15 protein-coding genes are annotated in these 18,617 nt (G+C 51.1%); 5 read left to right on the top strand and 10 right to left on the bottom strand.

Annotated features, from left to right (window positions below):
• Positions 1-116 precede the first annotated feature (116 nt).
• On the top strand, positions 117-1,697 hold the full coding sequence (locus KI809_RS10835; RefSeq protein WP_214171584.1) for a peptide chain release factor 3: 1,581 nt from the start codon (positions 117-119) through the stop codon (positions 1,695-1,697).
• A 289-nt stretch (positions 1,698-1,986) separates the two neighbouring features.
• Here KI809_RS10835 and KI809_RS10840 read toward each other — a convergent pair whose 3' ends face one another.
• Positions 1,987-2,781: a carboxypeptidase-like regulatory domain-containing protein gene (locus tag KI809_RS10840; protein ID WP_214171585.1), complete on the bottom strand. Its 795-nt coding sequence runs from the start codon at positions 2,779-2,781 to the stop codon at positions 1,987-1,989.
• 250 nt (positions 2,782-3,031) lie between these two features.
• Between KI809_RS10840 and KI809_RS10845 the strand changes: the two genes are divergently transcribed.
• Genes KI809_RS10845 through KI809_RS10860 form a run of 4 tightly spaced genes read left to right on the top strand, consistent with a single transcriptional unit; the run spans position 3,032 to position 8,929 of the window.
• Complete coding sequence (locus KI809_RS10845) at positions 3,032-3,970, top strand: MBL fold metallo-hydrolase (RefSeq protein ID WP_214171586.1); 939 nt, start codon at positions 3,032-3,034, stop codon at positions 3,968-3,970.
• 57 nt (positions 3,971-4,027) lie between these two features.
• A complete protein-coding gene (locus KI809_RS10850; protein ID WP_214171587.1) occupies positions 4,028-5,533 on the top strand; it encodes a sulfatase family protein in 1,506 nt (501 codons plus the stop codon).
• The gene (locus KI809_RS10855) at positions 5,530-7,203 is read left to right on the top strand and encodes a sulfatase family protein (RefSeq protein WP_214171588.1); all 1,674 of its coding nucleotides are present in this window, start codon (positions 5,530-5,532) and stop codon (positions 7,201-7,203) included. The genes KI809_RS10850 and KI809_RS10855 overlap by 4 nt, the downstream gene beginning before the upstream one ends.
• Positions 7,204-7,258: 55 nt before the next feature.
• Positions 7,259-8,929 carry a sulfatase family protein gene (locus KI809_RS10860; protein WP_214171589.1) on the top strand — a complete coding sequence of 557 codons (1,671 nt, stop codon included), beginning with the start codon at positions 7,259-7,261 and terminating at the stop codon, positions 8,927-8,929.
• Positions 8,930-9,013: 84 nt separating this feature from the next.
• Here KI809_RS10860 and KI809_RS10865 read toward each other — a convergent pair whose 3' ends face one another.
• The 9 genes from KI809_RS10865 to pyk form a co-directional block, all read right to left on the bottom strand.
• Positions 9,014-10,885, bottom strand: coding sequence for a hypothetical protein (locus KI809_RS10865; protein ID WP_214171590.1), 1,872 nt, complete (start codon positions 10,883-10,885; stop codon positions 9,014-9,016).
• A 241-nt stretch (positions 10,886-11,126) separates the two neighbouring features.
• A complete protein-coding gene (locus KI809_RS10870; RefSeq protein ID WP_214171591.1) occupies positions 11,127-11,648 on the bottom strand; it encodes an Lcl C-terminal domain-containing protein in 522 nt (173 codons plus the stop codon).
• Positions 11,649-11,690: 42 nt separating this feature from the next.
• On the bottom strand, positions 11,691-12,233 hold the full coding sequence (locus KI809_RS10875; protein ID WP_214171592.1) for an Lcl C-terminal domain-containing protein: 543 nt from the start codon (positions 12,231-12,233) through the stop codon (positions 11,691-11,693).
• A 10-nt stretch (positions 12,234-12,243) separates the two neighbouring features.
• A complete protein-coding gene (locus tag KI809_RS10880; RefSeq protein WP_337833313.1) occupies positions 12,244-12,948 on the bottom strand; it encodes an Lcl C-terminal domain-containing protein in 705 nt (234 codons plus the stop codon).
• 38 nt (positions 12,949-12,986) lie between these two features.
• Positions 12,987-13,853 (bottom strand): carboxypeptidase-like regulatory domain-containing protein, encoded by an 867-nt coding sequence (locus KI809_RS10885; RefSeq protein ID WP_214171594.1) that lies wholly within the window; start codon positions 13,851-13,853, stop codon positions 12,987-12,989.
• 31 nt (positions 13,854-13,884) lie between these two features.
• Positions 13,885-14,553, bottom strand: coding sequence for a class I SAM-dependent methyltransferase (locus KI809_RS10890; protein WP_214171595.1), 669 nt, complete (start codon positions 14,551-14,553; stop codon positions 13,885-13,887).
• Positions 14,554-14,664: 111 nt separating this feature from the next.
• Complete coding sequence (locus KI809_RS10895; RefSeq protein WP_214171596.1) at positions 14,665-15,510, bottom strand: formylglycine-generating enzyme family protein; 846 nt, start codon at positions 15,508-15,510, stop codon at positions 14,665-14,667.
• 136 nt (positions 15,511-15,646) lie between these two features.
• Positions 15,647-16,771: an NADH:flavin oxidoreductase gene (locus KI809_RS10900; protein ID WP_214171597.1), complete on the bottom strand. Its 1,125-nt coding sequence runs from the start codon at positions 16,769-16,771 to the stop codon at positions 15,647-15,649.
• A gap of 9 nt (positions 16,772-16,780) precedes the next feature.
• A complete protein-coding gene (gene pyk, locus KI809_RS10905; protein WP_214171598.1) occupies positions 16,781-18,223 on the bottom strand; it encodes a pyruvate kinase in 1,443 nt (480 codons plus the stop codon).
• Between the last annotated feature and the right edge of the window lie 394 nt (positions 18,224-18,617).

The raw sequence follows: 18,617 nt of genomic DNA on the forward strand, positions 1-18,617 counted from the left end.
ATTAGCAACAGATAGCAGTTGCCCTTTTCATTATATCGTGCAATTATAACACGATAACTGGGCGAAGATATCTTCTTCGCCTTTATTTTGTCCAGGCTTTTTTCGGAGTATCCCTAATGCAGCATAATAAAAACGAAATTGACCGTAGAAGAACCTTTGCCATTATCAGCCACCCGGACGCAGGGAAAACAACTATAACCGAAAAATTGCTCCTGTTTGGCGGGGCCATACAACAAGCCGGCGAAGTCCGTGCCCGTAAGGCTGCGCGCCATGCAACCTCTGACTGGATGGAAATGGAGAAGCAACGCGGCATTTCAGTAACATCATCAGTAATGAAGTTTACCTACCAAGACTTTGAAATCAACCTCTTGGACACTCCGGGACATAACGATTTTTCTGAAGATACCTATCGCGTACTGACAGCCGTTGACTCTGGCCTCATGGTTATCGACTCCGTCAAAGGAGTTGAGAGCCAGACCAAAAAATTGCTTGAAGTCTGTCGTCTCAGGCACACCCCGATCATGACCTTCATCAACAAGCTTGACCGTGAAGGCAGGGAGCCCCTGGAGCTTATCGACGAGATCGAAAGCGTCCTCGATATTCAATGCGCCCCAATGACCTGGCCGATAGGTATGGGTAAACGCTTCCGGGGTACCTACCATCTTTACACCAAAGAGATAACTTTTTTCGATCCTGAGGCTGACCGTGGTACCGGGCAGATCCTAACGGTAAAAGGGCTGGACGATCCTAGACTCGACGAACTGCTCGGCAGTCAGGTTGAAGAACTACGACATGACATTGAGCTGATTGAAGGAGTGGCCCATCCCTTTGAACAGGAAGCCTACTTGGCAGGACTGCAGACGCCGGTCTTCTTCGGCAGCGCCATCAATACCTTCGGTGTGCAGCAATTGCTTGACACGTTCGTTGAGCATGCCCCGTCGCCTCTGCCGCGCGAAGCAACAACACGCTTGGTATCACCATATGAAGAGTCCTTCTCCGGGTTTGTCTTCAAAATACAGGCAAACATGGACCCAGCTCACCGGGACAGAATCGCTTTTTTTAGGATATGCTCCGGCAAATTCACCAGAGGCATGAAAGTCAAGCACCTGCGGCTGGGACGTGATTTTCAGATTGCCAATGCAACCATATTCATGGCCCAGGACAGAACCAACGTGGATGAGGCATTCCCTGGGGATATCATCGGCATTCACAACCATGGCACCATAAAGATCGGCGATACCTTTACCCAGGGTGAAGATCTCAAATTCACCGGGATCCCAAACTTCGCGCCGGAGCATTTTCGAAAAGTGCGGTTGCTTGACCCGATGAAGTCAAAGGCCTTGGAAAAAGGGCTTGTCCAGCTGGCAGAAGAAGGGACAACCCAGGTATTCCGAGCCCAGATGGGGGCCGATTGGATCGTTGGCGCAGTGGGACTCCTCCAGTTCGACGTGGTAATGCATCGCCTGGAGCATGAATACAAGGTTAAAGCGACCTACGAGCCGGCATCCTACGTTACTGCTCGCTGGGTGGCCGGCGACAAAAAGACCTTGGAAGATTTCCAGAAGAAAGAAGCAATGCACTGTTATGTCGATGGTGAAGGGAACCTCGCCTACCTGGCAGGAAGCCAATGGCGCCTGGATAATACCATGGAAAACTGGAAGAACCTTGAGTTTCACTCAACCAGAGAGCACAATTGATTTTCCGCACCATCTCTAATTTATTAGCCCTTGCTTACAGCAGGCTACACTAAATTTGCATCTGACAAGCTGTTCCCAACAGGACATGGGAATGAACAAGGTTATCGATCAATTCAGTAAACGCGCCAATACCTATTCCGGATCGGCCAACTGGATCGCTGACGCGACCTGATTCAGGCACACCCAGTTTGGTTCTACCTGGTAGATTTTCGACCTCCCCGTTTTCAGAGAAGGCTTTGCGAGCCGTGAACTGGTCTATTCGCAAAGAATAAGGCAAAAGAGTCTATTGTTACAATGGCGGTTCTTCCGGCCTCATATCCTCGAATCTTTCAACGGTGATGTCGATTCCTTTCGTAATGATATTATTGCCAACTTGGACAGGGATAGGGGTCTCTCCACCATATTTCCCGAGAATATCGCCAGAATGAGGTCGACCGCCGCCGTAGGAACTACGGATTTTCAGATAGTACGTCCCGGCCTGATCCACCTGAAGAAGGTACCTTCCATCCTTACCGGTCCTGAACGATACAAAGAGAGGTCTACCGGTCATCTCCTCGTTAAGATAGGCTAAAACCATCACACCTGCTACGGGGACGCCGTCATCTCCTTTTACAGTGCCGGTTATTGCGGTAATGCCGTCTGTGATTTTTATGGCTGGCGTTTTGAATGGTTCTGCTTTTCGAAACGTCCCCGCACTCAAGCTGCTCCCGCCGGTAACTACATACTTCTTGGGGGCTCCTTTTGCGTCTCTACTGAAAAAGTAAAGGTCGCCATCGGCAGGGGGGCCGGGTTGGTTGCCCTTGGGCTTTTTAAGTGTTCCCAGATAATAGGTGCCATCAGGGAGATCCAGAGAAAACTTGCCGTTGTTATCGGTAACCGCCATGCCATCAGGCACTCGCCAATATCTTTCAGGTGTTGGCGGCGGACCAGATTCAGCATTGAAGGCGTAGACCAGCGCTCCGGCAATGGGACCTTTTGGGGGAGCTATCCACGCGCCAGTAATTTTCCCAGATCCTTGCACTTCGGCCTTAGCTGAAAGTACAGAGGCCAACAATATCAGTAATAATAAGCAGTAACGAATCATTCCCGCGGTTCTCCCTTTGAAAAGATTGCGCATAGGGTAATGCCTGCAACATCAACCAGTTAGCGGTGAAATATTGTGGCATTAATTTCTGGTAGGCACAACATTTTTATATTATATTAACTAATCGCTACATGCCTTAAATACATAAACAACTGTAATTATAGGATGTTGCCAAAGATTCAATCGTGCAACTGGCAACAAAAGCCGTATTGTTGTCATCTGTAACTTGTGCCGCCGGTAGAGAGGGGCCATGCTCAGCAATGTAATATGTCTTATTTGCCTGCTGCTGTTTGCGACAGGCTTTGCAGAAGGATCACAGACCCGTCTGGTGCTGCTTGGAACCGGCAATCCTCAGCCGGACCCTGACCGTTCAGGCCCTGCGTCAGCAATCGTGGTAAACGGCAGCGCCTATCTGATCGACTTCGGGCCCGGCGTGGTACGTCGCGCTGCCGCAGCAAGGCTCGACAAGGGTATCACCGAACTGGATCCTGCCAATTTACGGGTAGTCTTCACCACCCATCTCCATTCCGATCATACCGCGGGATTTCCGGACCTGATCCTTACCCCTTGGGCCATGGGCCGCAAACAGCCTCTTGAGGTTTATGGCCCTAAGGGGATCAAAGCAATGACAGACCATATCCTCGCGGCCTATAGCGAAGACATCAATATCAGATCAAAAGGGATGGAGCAGGAGCCTATCGAAGGGGTGAGGGTGAATGTTCATGAAATCAAGGCCGGCCTGGTCTATAAAGATGCCAATGTGACGGTAACCGCTTTCCCGACAAAACATGGCGAGTGGGCTGAGAGCTACGGCTACCGTTTCGACACTGCAGACCGGAGTATCGTCATCACCGGAGACACAAATCCGACACAGGCTACCATCGACGCATGCAATGGGTGTGACTTGCTTGTCCATGAGGCGTTGACCGAAAAATTCCTCAGTAACCCGATGCGGCCCAATGCCCAAGGGCACGACATCCGCGCTTATGCTGCAAAGTATCACACCACGACCAGCCAACTGGTGGAACTAGCGAACAAAGCAAAACCAGGCATTCTTGTCATGTATCACAACCCCATAACACTGCGTCCCCAGAAACGTCCTTTGGCTTCCACTCCTGATGACCTGCTGCAAGAGATGAAGGGGTACAAAGGGCAACTGACTGTTGGCCGGGATCTCGATGTATATTAACACCAAAATAACTTGCCCCGTTGCATTGGGAGCAGCAGATAAAGGAGAGGCGAACAAATGAAACAGCATGTAGAGCATGACGCAACGACGACTGAAGAAATGGACCGCCGAGAGTTTTTGAAGCGTACTGCGCTGGCCACCGGGGCGCTTGCCGCAACCATGTCCCTACCAGGACTGGTGACCGGAATAGCCGGGGCCGCTGAAAAGAAAGGGGCCTTGCAACTCCCTGACAAATACAAAGACTACAACGTCGTGTTCGTCAGCTTTGATGCCCTTCAGGCAGCTCATGTAGGGTCTTTGGGATACCCGCGCAACGTTACCCCAACCATCGACGCCATGGCGAAAAAAGGGTTCAACTTCACCAACAATATCTCTGTCGCCTCTTGGACAGTGCCAGCCTCCATGACTTGGTTTACCGGCGTGTATCCCTCGGAACACCGGCTGACCAATAAATTTGCCGTCTTCAATCCTCCAAGCAATAATGTGCTCTCCAACCTCAAGAAACTCTCGCCGGAGCTGGTTACCCTGGCCGAGGTACTCAAGCAGAACGGCTATGCCACCGGCGGATTCACCGGCAATGCCGGAGTCAGCGGCTTCTTTGGCTATGACCAGGGGTTCGATACCTATTTCTTCGAAAAAGGGAAATTCGGCAGCATGGGGGTCAGCATTCCCAAAGCTCTCGACTGGTTGAAAGAGAACAAGAACAAGAAATTCTTCATGTTCTTGCACGGTTATGATTGCCATGGCCAGAACATCCCGGAAGGTGGCTTTGACTATCGTTTTGTCGAAAAGGGATATGACAAGAAATATACCGGTTCAGCCCAGGAGCAAGAGGCTCTGCGCGAAGAAGGGCTTGAGAAAGGTTCCGTGGCCGTGCGGGACGAGGACGTCAAGTTCTGGAGAGCCATCTACGACGAGAAGATCCAGCGGACCGACGCCCGTTTCAAAAAGTTTCTTGATGAGTACGAGAAAATGGGCCTGATGGACAAGACTATCTTCGTGCTCACCTCAGACCATGGCACCGAATTTTTCGAGCACAACCATATGGATCACGGCTTCAGCCTTTACGATGAACTGATTCACGTGCCATTGATCATAACTCTCCCTAAGCAGAAGACTGGCAAGGTTATCAATGACCAGATCAGCAGCATCGACGTGATGCCGACCATCCTTGACCTGCTCGATGTCAAGATGCCCGAGAAGGCAAAAAAACAGCTGCGCGGCGCCAGTCTGGTGCCAGCGATGAAAGGGAAATCGGTAGCAAAAGAGGTCTACTCTGAAACCGATTACCGCCAGTATACCTACAAGCGTTCGGTCATCACCAAAGACGGTTGGAAGTTCATCTATACTCTGGAAAACAAAAACCGCGAGCTCTACAACCTTAAAAAAGATCCGAAAGAGATAAAAAACCTGGTTGAGCAGCAGCCACGAATCGCTTATGAACTCGAACAGAAGCTGTTCGCCCACTTTAAATCGATCGGGCATGACCTCAATGCCAAACAATGGATCCCAGGTCTGAATCCTGTTTATGACTCTCAGGCCAAGGGAGCGCAGAAGAAATGATTAAACCGGCCGGCAACGATCCCGGCTCTGTTTTCAGTGCTGTAGTGATCGTACTTTTCATGCTGGTCATCCACTCAAGCAGCGGAGGATGTAGCACAGCCTCCGCTGCTCCTGTTCCTGAGCGCAATGAATACACTAATATAATTCTGGTTTCTCTGGACATCCTTCGTCCGGATCATCTGGGCACCTACGGTTATCCAAAAGAGACAAGCCCAAACATTGATCGCCTGGCGAAACAGTCCGTCCTGTTTGAAAACGCCATTGCCCACTCCTACCTGACCCCGGTGGCTCACATGAGTGTGATTACCGGCCAATATCCACGCAACCACGCGATGGTCTCATTTGAAGTCAACAAGGACCAGGTTTCCCAGCGAACTCTGCCAGCGATCCTGAAACTCTACGGATATCAGACTGCGGCAGTGGTGAGTTCGCCGGAATTCTTCATGCGCTATGACACCGCGTCAGGCAAGGTTGTCAGTCCCAAGGACGTTTTTTCACAGGCTTTTGACTATTACGGCCGGACCGTTCCGGATGCCACCGGGAGCGTCAGGGTCAATCCTGTTGCTGCGCTGGATTGGCTGAAGGCCAACAGTGATAAGAAATTTTTTCTCTGGATAGAAACCGGGATGTTGCATCCGCCCTATTCGCAAACCGTTCCCGCACCATATAAGACACAGTTTGACCCATCGGACTACACCCCTTTCTACGAGCAATTCCCCATTCGGCCAGGTAAAAAAGTGACCGATAACGGGGTGCCGACAGAGGTCCTGTTTCACCTATACCGAGGCAACTATTACCTGGATTTCCAGCCGATCCACAAGCTGACCGACAAAGATGTTGCGTTTATCAATGCCCGCTATGATGCCGGTGTCTATTACACCGACACCTTTATCGGCGAACTGCTGAATACACTGGATAAGTTAAAACTGTCAGGCAAGACTCTGGTGGTCTTTCATTCGATCCATGGAGAGAGCCTTGGTGAGCACGGTTATTTTTTTCATCACGACGTCTTTGATACAGAAGTAAAAACTGCCTTGATGCTGAGATTTCCGGATAACAGCCAGGCAGGCAAAAGGATATCTCGACAGGTACAAGGAATCGACATCCTGCCAACCATCCTGGATTACCTCCAAATCCCTATCAACCATGAATCCCAGGGGGCCAGCCTGATGCCACTGGTAACCGGTGATGAAGCCGGGTTCAAAGGCTCTGATTATGCATTCATTGATCGCTTGCCTTGGTGGGAATATGTACTTGGCGGCTGGCATCTAGAGCATCAGTCAGAGCGGGCAGCACAGTACACGCCTCTGGAAATGACCAAGATGAAGGATTACAAGATCACATTGGATAATACCATTTTAGGAGGGCGATATCCGCAGGGGTGCATTGCCGTCAGGACCAACAAGTGGAAACTAATTCTCCGAGAAAAAAATAGCCTACTGGAAAATATCTCGTGGTGGAACTTCATCTCAGGCAATAAATTTCCTGTTGAGCCGCTTGAGCTGTATGACCTTAGCCTAGACCCACTGGAACAGAGAAATGCCGCCAAGGACCATCCAAAGGTGGTTGAAGCATTGAAAGCCAGGCTACTTGAGTGGGATGCCACAAACCCCAGAAATAAGTTAAAGGTAAATAGCAGCAAATCATCCGGGGTAATTCCCTATCCTTAACGAATAAGATTTCAGGCCGGATCATGTTACAAGGTAAAGGAGCAGGTAATAACAAATGGCAACAAAATATTTTCTTCTTAAATTTAAACATGCAGCCAGCCTTGCGATAATAGCTATGCTGCTTGCAACCCCCTCGTTCGGCAATGAGGATGCATTGCAGACAACGGAAACTTCCGAAGCCAAGCGCTATGAGAACACGAATGTTATCCTTGTATCGTTGCAGTGTTTGCGTCCCGACCACCTTGGAGTCTATGGCTACAAGCGCGATACGAGTCCCAATATAGACAAGCTGGCAAAGTCGTCGATCCTTTTCGACAACACGATAGCCCAGGCAAACCTCACTCCAGTTGGCATGATGAGCGTGCTTACCTCCCAATACCCTCGGGTCAACGGGATGATCGCCTTCGATACCGCAAAGGACGCGGTAAAAAGCAGGACACTGCCGGAAATTCTCAAGTATTACGGTTATACGACAGCGGCAGTGTCAGGGGCACCTGAATTTTTCATGCGCTACGACTCCGACTCTGGAACCGAAATCAAGCTGGGGGATGTTTTTTCACGCTCCTTTGATTATTTTGGCAGGACCAGACGCGGGACCGGCCCTTCCCTGCGCGTTTTGCCGACTGACTCACTTGACTGGATCGTGAAGAATAAGGACAAAAAGTTCTTCATGTGGATTGCCAGTGGCGTTATCCATCTCCCTTACGCAGCTGCAGCCCCGGCAGAGGACAAGACCATATTCGACCCCCCGGGATATGCTCCTTTCTGGCGCAAGTTTCATTCAATTAAGGCGGAAGAAGGGTTTGACGACGATATAACCTACGATGTCCTGATGAGGGTATTCCGCAACAATTACTACCTAGGCTTCAAACCTGTCTACAAGTTGTCGTCTGACGATGTTTCCTACATAACATCACGATACGACGCCTCTATCCGCTACACAGATCTTTTTGTCGGCGAACTGGTCAAGACGCTGGAAAAAACGGGCCTGGCCAAAAATACCATCCTGATTATTCATTCTGTTCATGGGGAAGATCTCGGCGAACGGGGAACTTGGGTTCATTACGACTTGTCCGAAGCAGTTCTAAAGAGTGCGCTGGTCATCCGCCTGCCGGACGGCCAATATGGGGGTAAACATATTGCCAACCAGGTGCAGGGGCTTGACATAGTGCCTACAGTTCTTGACTATCTTGGGATTCCCAAAGATCATGGGCTGCAAGGCAATAGCCTGCTGCCTCTTGTAAAAGGCGAGCCTGAAGCGAAAGGGACAGAATACGCTTTTATCGATCGCATCCCCTGGTGGGAACACACTTTAAGCAGATGGTATCTGGAATTCAAAAACAACCAAACCGATTATCCGGATGCTGAAAAAAAACCGGTGACAGATTACGGCACCATGCTCCGTGAGGCATTTCCACCCAATTCCTATCCTCCCGGCGATATTGCCATCAGAACCTCGAAATGGAAACTCATCATAAGGAAAAACCCCAGACTACTGGAAAAGGTTTCCTGGTATGGTTTCATTACCGGTAAAGCTCTCCAGTATGGAGACCTGGAACTGTACGACATTATTGCCGATCCTGCCCAGTTGACCAATGTTGCCGACCGGAATCCGCAAGTGGTCAATGACCTGAAAGCAAGACTTCTTGCGTGGGATGCCTCAGTTGACCATAAAAAGGCAACCTACGGCACCGGAGAAAAACGGTTTATCATCCCTTATCCATAGCACCCAAAGAAATGCCCAAGAAAAAGCCTCCTGGAGCAAGTACCCAGGAGGCTTTTTTCATCAAAGAAAATTCGCTGAAGCAGCTTACCAGCTACTTTTCTGGTTCCACTGGCTCCCATCCTGGCGGCTCTGAGATGGGGTGTTGCCTCTGCCAAACTGTTTTACATGACATCCGACAACTTCGACCTTGCCGGTCTTCTTGCTGTTAGAGGCATCCCCCTGACTTGCAGCCGGCTTTGCATTTTTATCGGAAGCGACATCGGACTTCTTTTTCGGCAACCAGGAAAGCCCGCTGTTTTCCCGTAATCCGGATGGACCTTCTTCAAAACAGTTAGTCTGCATCAGCCTGGGCAAGCCGGAGTTGTGGGGCTGGTGACACTTGGAGCAAGGAAAGGCATGCTCCTTGTTGCTTCCCCACCCCTTTACTGATCTATGAATCTCAGTTGCTTTGCCGTTTTTTTCCTTGATGTGGCACGAAAGACATAACCCGGCAAAGACATCTTCATTCTCCGCGATCCGCTTGTCGGCGCCAAAGGTATTCCGGTCGATATTGTATTTCATCCCTGCCATGGACATCGGTTCGCGTGGCGCACCGCTGCCGCCGATGCCAAAATTGGCATTGGCGTCACGATTGGTGAAACTGAAATCCCCCTTCTCCCATGCAATCGCGCGATTGCCAGTGCCGTCGCGTTTCTCGAAACCGGCCTTTCCTGGGGAGGCAGAAGGCGGCCCGTCTTCGCGGTAGGGAGAGGTGAGCCAGGTCCCTTTCAAAAGCGGCACGGCATAGGCCATACGGGCTCCCAGGATTGGACTGACGCCGTGAGGGTCGTGACACGGGGTGCAGAGGCCGTTGATTCGACCTTGCGTTGAATAGCTGAGAAATTTCCCGGCTTTCAGATGGCTGCTGATGATCTCGGTGCGGCTCTGACGGTTGGTGTAGCGGGAAGTGGAGCCTTTGACTCCAGTGCCGAAATGAGAGGTGTCTTTATAACCGATGATCGGCCCTTTGGCGCCAAAAGTGCTGTTGTACCCCCAGGGGGTGGCGCCGCTTTGGGCGGTCTCATGGCAGTCGAAACATAACCCGGCGCCGGGATTGTATGGGTTGCTGCTCTTTTGGTCCAAGTTAGCGGAAGGAACGTAGTTCATCCGGTAGCCGGATTTGCCGCTGTTGGTCTGTTTCAAGATACCGCCCCGGTTGGTGCCATCGAAATTACGATAGCTGGAGGTGACCCCGGTGATGTCGGAACCGTGAGAGTTGTGGCAATCAAAACATTCGATATTGCCGGCGCTAGGGCCACCACGGGTTATGGGGATCTCTCCGTCATAGCCACTGGCGCTGCTCCACCCTCCCTGGTTGGCCGATGCGTTGCCATGGGCGGAAAAGGCCTTAGTGATGCGCATCTTTTTGTTGGATGCCGAGGTGGAGTATTTCCCCCAGGTGGTGGTCCCTTTAGCGGCATAGCGAGCGGCGACGCTCTGGCCGTCCCAGGCATACCGGCTGGGGCTGTTGGGGTCACCGCTGAAAGGCTGTATGGAGTTGTTGCTGTCGCTGTGGCAACCAAGGCAGTGTACGGTGATGCTACCTACGGCAGACCGTTCTTGTGCAGTGGCCAGCTCGGAGGGGCTATAGATTATTGCCGTTACACCTTTATTGTATTCTGTGGGCCGTTGCCCCGCGCCCCACACTACCAGGTCTACGGCACTGTTCTGGGCAGTGCCGGAATGGTACTGTTTGTCGACGCTACCATCGGGCCTGGCTTCCCAGTGGCAGGCATAGCAGTGTATAGGCTTAACTCCGGTTTGCTGCACATGGTGGGAACCACCGCTCATCCTGGCTGATACATCGCTATGGCAATCAAGACAATCTTCGGCAAACGAGTGAGGAATAGCGGCGAGGAAACCCACAAAAAAAACTGACAGGCTATACAGATAAATTGGAGTAAACCTGTTGATCATGAGTGCTCCTTTGGCCGCAAACTTAGCTATTTACCAGCTCAAGATCACGAAAATATCATGCGCTAATGGATAAATCCAGAACCAAATTAAGGAGAACAAGGCCGAGAGATTACAACCGAATCCGGGGAAAAACAAACTCGGGCCCCCTTTTTAGGTGATTACCTCTTAGCAGCAATGCCGCAATCAGAGCAAACAGCTGAGCCTGATTGTTACACCTGCTCAGGGAACAACTACGATGAAACTATTTCCCTCCCCGGACCAACCTCACGAAAAATTTGTAGTTCTTGTCATTGCCGTCGCTAATGCCATATGGGAAATATATATTCCAGGCAAAATTCTTATTCTCGGCAAAAGGCGAGCTTGACCAGAAAGACATGGTCGGTGTTGCCGGAAAGACAATTTCATTGATGGCCGGCATGGAGCATTGCCGCTCTACGATGGAGCCCAGCTCCTTGATATTCGGTAGTCGCCAGTCATTCTTCCCGGCAAATGAGCTGTTCACAGCAGATTGCAAGGCCTCCTGCCAGGTAAAGATCTCCGGAGCACCGTTTTCGCAAGTGCTGCCGCTCAACCCCTCACTGCACCGTTTCCAGATTAACCCGGTGGCGCTATCGCTTATGGTGCCGTCTTCATTATTGACAAAGCGGTTTATCGGGGTAGAAGGTTTCGGCCAGTAGCTATGACAGAGCTGAGCTGCCGAGGCTGCCAAGGGCATAAGCGTGACACAAGCCATGGTCATTACATAGAGGAAAGCGCGACTCATGAAGCAGCTCCTTAACTCCTTAATATGAATATAACGTCCAAATCATTTGCCTCTGACGAGACGCACATAAAGACTATAGTTCATGCTGCAAGTGTCCCGGCCCCCATCGTTAAAATTGAGGTTCCAGGCCCCATTTGAATAACCAGAATAACGCGACGAGGACCAGAAGTTCAATGCCGGCGTTGCCGGGAAAACTGCCTGGTTTACAGCCGGCATGGAGCATTGAAATTCAACGATGGTATCGAGCTCCTTGATTGTCGGCAGTCGCCAATCGTTTCTGCCGGCAAACTTGCTAGTTTCCGCAGCTTTTTTCGCCTCTTTCCAGTTATAGGTCTTGGCAGCACCGTCCTCGCATTTCGCTCCGGACAACCCTTCGCTGCAGCGCTTCCAGATAAGCCCGGTGGAGCTATCAGTGACGGTGCCGTCGCTGTTTATGACAAATCTGGCAGCGGGGGCCGACTCGGCAATGTCTGCCGGACGGCACGTTTGAGCCGCTGTTGCTAATGTCGGCATGACACTAATCATCGCCAGAATCGGCCAAAAGTAACAGATAAGTTTCACGGAATAACCTCTGGTAGTAATCATATGGATAATTTCATCTCCCGCCCCGCACCAGCCGGACATGATAGGCCCAGCTCTTGACGCAGTGCGTGATGCCCCCTTCATCAAAAACAACAATCCAGGCAAATGACGGTTCAGGTGCAAAAGAGGTTGCAGTCCAGAATCCAGCGGGCTGTGGCATGTTCGGGAAGAACCCGGGATCGATTGCCGGCATGGACCTTCCGTAGTCAACTATGGAGCCAAGTTCTTCAATGGAAGGCATGCGCCAGTCCCTGAACCCGCACCAACCTGCAGCGTTTACGGCACGAACAAATTTTTCGGTGTCACAACCGCCAGTCACACCATTGCAGATCGCATCATCAGGCTCGCCAGACATCCCGTCCCTGCCGCCGTTGCAGCCGTCGTCGGAGTTGTACCAGGTATAGGTGTGCGATATATCGTGCAGACCGTTGTCGCTGGTCTTCCCTTCCCAGACAAGACCAGTAACGTTATCCTGAACGCAATGCCAGGATGCCGCATTGTCAGGCAGTTTCCTGCCACGGTCGTCAAGCTTGGTGAACGAAAATTTTTTAGGAAAATCTGCATCCTGGCGAGGATAGGCACTTTGAGGAATTGACAGTTTGTTGCTGGTCCTGCCACCCCAGGCGTTGACACCGGTGCTGTTAAGAGGAATGCCGTTACCTCCCGCAGCATCTACCGGAGCAGAGGTTACGAGCAGTAACAGCACAAACATGAACACTGGATTCAAGGATCTCCTCCATTGCCTGCCAAGTGAGGCTATCGTTGTTTGACACTCTCGGGCTGCTTCAAGGCCCGAGGTCCCTTGCCGGATGAGTCCTTTGCCTTATCGGGTCGCGAAAACATCTTTACCTTGAGGACAACCCCTTTAACGGTCTCACCTTTAATCGACTTTACCTGCTCTGGCTTAAAGTCTTCCGTAACATTCATAAATTCCCCGTTTTTCGGGGCGCCCCCGCCAATTACCCCTCTAACCCTGAGATAATAGGTGGAACTGTCATGAACGCGCAGCAGGAAAGTCCCTTTCGGGCCGGTCCTGTCAGAAACAAACACCGGCCTTCCCGTGGCATCCGGAGACAGGTAAGCGAAAACCACAACACCTGTTACAGGCTTTCCGGCAAGATCGGAAACAACCCCTTCAATCGCAGTAATCCCTTTACCGCGTTGAATCATTTCCGGAGTGAACAGAAATACCCCGCCAAGTACTCCAAGATCCACGTTGGCCCCGGCGCTGACCTTCAAGGGAAGCGCCTCTCCTTTGGCATCCCCGTGAAAGTAAAGGTATTCACTGCCTGTCGGCGGACCAATCTCGCCGTCAGGATTTTTCTGGGCAACCATTATGTAGAACGTTCCGTCTGCGACCCTGAGATTAAAGCTCCCATCCTGGTTGAGCGGAGTGATAAGATCAGGAATTCGCCAGTATTTATATGGATCGGGAGGTGGCCCCATCATCTTGTCAAACAACAGCACAACACCATTCGGCAGCGGCTTCCCCTCAAGCAGCACCTTACCGGTGATTGTTGCAAACTCCTGCCGGTCAGGTGCAAATACCGGCGAATCACCATAAGAGTTTACCGTTAGTGACAAGAACAGCATAAAAACTACAAGCAAAGGACTTAGTTTCATAATTGCTTCCTTACAGCTAACCGGGAGCCGGTTACTTTTTCGCAAATACCAAAAAGTATTGATATGGAAGGAAGAAATACTCTGCTTCCATGGCAAATCCGGAGTTTTCAACTTCCTGGATTATCGTTTCTCTTGGGACGCGTTTATGTGGAGGGGGTGCCCCCGGAATTTCGGGTTTCATATTAAAGGACAAGATCGCCAGCCGTCCGTTACTTTTTAGGACGTCCCTCAACCGGGCAAGATACTGTCCACGATTCTCAATAAAAATGTAGGTATCACACAGAAAAGCAAGATCAGTAGATTTTTTTGCCAGCAAGGTGTTATCCGGTGGAGCAAGTACGACTTTGACATTGCTCACCCCATTACGCTTAACCCTCTTGATAATGTGGTCAGTCATGCTTTCATCAACATCTACGGCATAGACCATCCCGCTCTTACTGACTCTTTCTGCAAACAACATGGTGAAATAGCCTGTGCCGGCACCAACATCAGCGACGACATCCCCCTTTTTGACAAGAAGGTGATCAAGTACCTTATCCGCCTTTTGCCAATCGTCTCGGCGAGGGTCATCCAAGGTAGCCGCAGGGACAACAGAATTAAAACCCTTCCCGCTATGCTGCGAGGCAGCATACGTTAAACAGGCTCCAGCCTCAAACTGGATAGCAAGCAACAGACAAATGATGGTTTTTGATAGGGTCATAATGATCAACCGTAAATCTTAAGCGGTCGGGAGGCTTGCTGCTGGGGAATTATTTCATAATCAAGAAGTTATGGCAAATTGTTTAAGCTTGCATTAATCCGGGGATGCAAGTCATTTGTCCGTGCATACCGGGCGAAACCCCAGTTGGCTACTGCGAAACCCCGGCAGGTAAAAGTCGCGGTAAGATACGCGAATCCCTTTTCGGTCATAAAACCAGCTCCCCCCCCGATACACCCGGTTGGTGCCATTTATCGGTCCAGTTGGATTGTTGACTGGCGACTCTTGATAGTATTTTTCGCCGTACCAGTCTGCTGTCCATTGCCATACATTGCCGCTCATATCGTACAGCCCAAGACCGTTTGGCTGCTTTTCCCCGGCAGGGCGGGTTCCGTCCCCGGCATTGGCCGCATACCAAGCCACAGCATCCACATCGTTGCTACCTGCGTATTTCTCTATCTTGCCGCCGCTCCGAGCCGCATATTCCCATTCGGCTTCAGTCGGCAGACGACAGGCAAGACCGGTCTTACCGGCAAACCACTGCAGGTAAGCAACAGCATCATGCCAGGCGACACAGACAACCGGATGGCCATCATCCTGGGCAAACCCAGGGTTCTGCCAGGATGCAGCAGGATTCTTTTTCCAAGCTTTTCCGTCAAAGATGGCGCATCCGTCTCCTTTTTCTGCCTCGGTGCGGTAACCGGTCTCTGTGACGAATTGACTGAAGGCTCCCCTGGTAACAGGAAGCTTGGCAATGGTAAACCGGCTGAGACAAACATCATGCCGAGGATACTCGTTAAAATACCCCTCGCCAAAGCTGTCGCCCATCTGGAAGCACCCTGCAGGCACGGCAATAAGCTCTGCGGAGACGACCTTACGGCGATCAGCCACACAACCAGATAATTGCAGCAGGCAGATCATGAGTATGAGTTTCAGTAGGAGGTAGCGCCAACAGGACATTATGATTCCGAACGTTTTGACTGCAGCAGATCCGATCCGGCGAAGTTACTAACTAACAAGACTAAAATTCGCTGAGAGTGCCTATGAATGCCGCGACGCTGCCCTGAAAAAATTCCGGGGCCCACGGCAAAGGCCGTCAGAGAGATGCCCCCTTGTTCTCCTGCTCGATTTTTTCTATCACGCAGTAAATGCCGCCTTCCTTTAGCCCGGGCTTAAAGCAACCATTACACGAGATGCACCGGGCGTGGGCTTCGTTTCCCTGCGCCCATCGCAATGGCAGACGAGGTTCTCGAATCAAGGGACGGGCAAATGCGACGTAATCCGCTTCTTCACGCCTGACAATTCCTTCAACCAGTTCAAAGGACCGTAATCCGCCCACCACCATCACCGGGCAGGTAACCGCATTCTTGATTCTATATGCCAGGGGGAGATTGTAGGCCTCTTTTTCGCGAGTCTCAATGCCTTGGCGCACCGGAGTCTGCTCTCCGGATGCCGGGGTTCCGCCGCTCACCTCAATAGCGTCCACCCCCTCCTCGTCAAGTCTTTTGCATGCGAGGACAGCGTCGTCAAGCGAGAGTCCGCCTTCCAGATTATCGCAGCCGTTCATCTTTATCATTACCGGATAATCGTTGCCCACGGCATTTCTCACTGCGCGGTACACGTCCATCAGGAATCGGCACCGGCCATCAAGATTGCCGCCAAACCGGTCGGTACGCCTGTTCGTTAGTGGCGACAAAAACTGGTTGACCAAGTAGCCATGTGCAGCATGCAACTGGACAGCGTCGCAACCGCTAGCGCGAACTCTTGATGCTGCAGTTGCAAAGCTGTTAATGATATCTTCTATTCCCTGCGCATCCAGCTCTGCAGGGAGTTCCGGGAATTGTTCAACTTTTACGGCAGAAGGAGCCACCGGTTGGCAACCGGCCATTTTGGACGTCGTTTGGCCGCCGCAATGAACCAGCTGGACACACAGCTTTCCTCCTTCACGGTGCACGGCATCGGCCAATGCCCTCAAGTCAGGTACAAAATCATCAACATGCACCCCAAGTTGTCCCGGTAGCTGTCTGCCATCGTTGCGAACAAAAGCGTATCCGCTTATAATCAGGCCAACTCCACCTTTGGCCAGAGTTTCATAATATGCAGCCAGCTTTGCTGTAGGGCGACCATCTGCCTCGCACATCCCTTCCCATGTCGCGGACCGAACAAGCCTATTGGCAAGATGCATTCCCTTGATGGTGGTGTCATCAAACAGATTTCTCATGGCCGCTCCCTAAAAGATTTCGTAGAAACCTTTAGCGCCTAATTTGTGAACTTTTAATAAGTTGGTAGACCCTCTGGCCTCAATGGGTACCCCCATTGTGATGATTATTACGTCGCCTTTGCGGAACCCTGCAGCCAGCAGCGTATCCTCGACCGCATTAATCTGTTCATCAGTGCCCGTCAACCGACCGACAACACAGCTGTTAACCCCCCAATACAGGGATAGTTTCCGTTGTATCTCTGGGAAAGGGGTAAAGGCGATAATCGGCAGTTGCGGCCGGAACTTCGATATTAATGCAGCGGTACTCCCCGACTGCGTGAGGACGGCGATGCATCTGGCATTGAGGGATGCAGCGGCATGGCACGCCGCTTGGGCTACCGCACGGGAGATATTGTTGCTGATGCCATCCGGGCGATGGCTTATCCTCCAGAGTTCCGACCTTTCAACATCCACTGCGACTTTGCACATGGCCTTTACAGCCTCAACGGGAAATGCCCCAGAGGCAGTCTCTCCGGAGAGCATTACAGCATCTGTGCCGTCAATGATTGCGTTGGCGACATCCGACGTTTCAGCGCGAGTCGGCCTGGGGTGGCTGATCATTGATTCAAGCATCTGCGTAGCGGTTATCACCGGTTTACCCGCTTCATTGCATGCCCGGATGATTTTCTTTTGAAAGAGTGGGACTTTTTCAGCATTGATTTCCACGCCAAGGTCGCCACGCGCAACCATCACCGCGTCTGTCACCTTGAGGATTGATTTGAAATTCCGCAACGCCTCCGGCTTTTCGATTTTTGCAATAACAGGCAGATACATATCATGTTCAAAAATTATTCTTTTCACTTCTTCAATGTCAGCTGCAGTGCGAACAAAAGAGAGCGCAATATAATCGACCTTTGCCTGCAGGCAAAATTCGAGGTCTACTCTGTCTTTTTCAGTAAGAGCGGGGCTGGATACATTCACTCCTGGGAGATTTATCCCTTTCAAATCCTTAAGCGTTCCTCCTTCAATCACTGTGCAATGAACCGTATCATCCTCGATGGAGGCAACTTTCAGCTCAATCAGTCCATCGTCCATAAGAATGCGCGAACCGGGCTGCACATCGTGAGGCAGCGCTTTATAGACAGTCGAGATAAGACCGGGACGGCCAAGCAGGTCACGAGTAGTAATCGATAACCGCTCCCCTTTTATCAGAGGAATAGCGCCATTTTCCATGCGACCGGTGCGGATCTTTGGGCCCTGCAGATCCCCTAAAATGCCAATCTGCCGCCCTTTCAGCTCGGAAAGCTCACGAATCGCCTTTATTGTTTCGGCCTTCTCTTCGTTTCTCCCGTGTGAAAAATTCAAGCGAAAGAGGTCTACACCGGCATCAATTAAATGCCCCAGCATTTCGATGCTGGAACTTGCCGGGCCAACGGTGGCGACAATTTTTGTCCTGCGTCCGAATTTTCTCATGTTACCCCTAGTACGTTTTAATGATGAAAGCGGCCGGAACGCTTCTTATGCTCAGCATTTGGCGACTTATGACATTCAAAACACCGCAGGTCCTGAACCTTCCGCACCTCCAGCGACGAAGCCGAAGCTTGACCGGTAGTAGGCATGTTATACTCCGGGGTCTGAAAGGCCACCCTATCCCTTTCGTCCGTTAGGTTTGGGGCCTTATACGACACCCTCCAGTCATTGCTTATCGCGGCTGTATGGCATTGGTCACATCCTCCTGGAGGAGGAATACTTCTCCAGGCAGTGAGCATAGAGCATCCTCCTGACAGGAATGCCGTTAAGACCATTAATAGAACGAGAAATAGTTTCATATAAACTCCATGGCAGTTGTTATAAAATGTTATCACAT

Source organism: Geoanaerobacter pelophilus (genome assembly GCF_018476885.1).
Taxonomy (GTDB): Bacteria; Desulfobacterota; Desulfuromonadia; order Geobacterales; family DSM-12255; genus Geoanaerobacter; species Geoanaerobacter pelophilus.